The organism is Chryseobacterium luquanense (assembly GCF_026460945.1).
GTDB lineage: Bacteria > Bacteroidota > Bacteroidia > Flavobacteriales > Weeksellaceae > Chryseobacterium > Chryseobacterium luquanense.
This window is the reverse complement of record NZ_JAOVZV010000048.1, coordinates 1-627: the sequence shown is the minus strand read 5'-3', so window position 1 is coordinate 627 and position 627 is coordinate 1. Positions and strand designations below refer to the sequence as shown.

Genomic DNA, 627 nt, shown 5'->3' with positions numbered 1-627 from the left:
GGTGCATGGTGGGTTGTTTGGTGGTGGTGTAGTTCCTCCGGGCATAGTACCTCCTCCACCGCCACTACCACCAGGGTCTGTAGGAGTGATGATCATTTCATTCTGCTCCAGACAGGTAGTTGTTACAATTGTGTAGTTGATAGGTGGAGTTCCCTGCTCTTCTCCTTTATAAATGGGACAATCCTCATAATTAGAACCGTCATGATGCTGGTTACCGCTACAGGAAGCCCAATAACTGAACGAAGAGGTTGTACAAACCTGTCTTGCAAGCTGGCTTCCTCCATTGAAAGTTCCGTTTACCAAGGGAGTAACCTGGCTTTTTCCATTAGTATTTACAGGCAGACCTGCTTTTAGCTTTTCTTTTTCAGCAGGGGTAAGATTATAAGTAATGAGAAACTCATTATACTTTCCATCAGGAAGCGGTACCAGTAAAAGATTTTCTACAGGAGCAGTTTCAGGTGCATTCTCTCTTTTAATGTGGAAAGTGTAGGTATGATAGTTGGGGCCGTTCTCAATGTAAATCACATCTTCGGTATCTATAGAAACACCGTTTCCGTAGTCGATTACTCTTCCGTTGACGTTGGTTTTAGAATTCTTAAAAGCGGCATCTGCTTTTTCAAGCTCAGG

The 627-nt window shown here is 43.5% G+C and carries 1 protein-coding gene; it reads right to left on the bottom strand.

Going from position 1 to position 627, the window contains the following annotated elements:
• Window positions 1-627: hypothetical protein (locus OEA66_RS20415; protein ID WP_267283143.1), on the bottom strand; the 627-nt coding region annotated here is incomplete at both ends.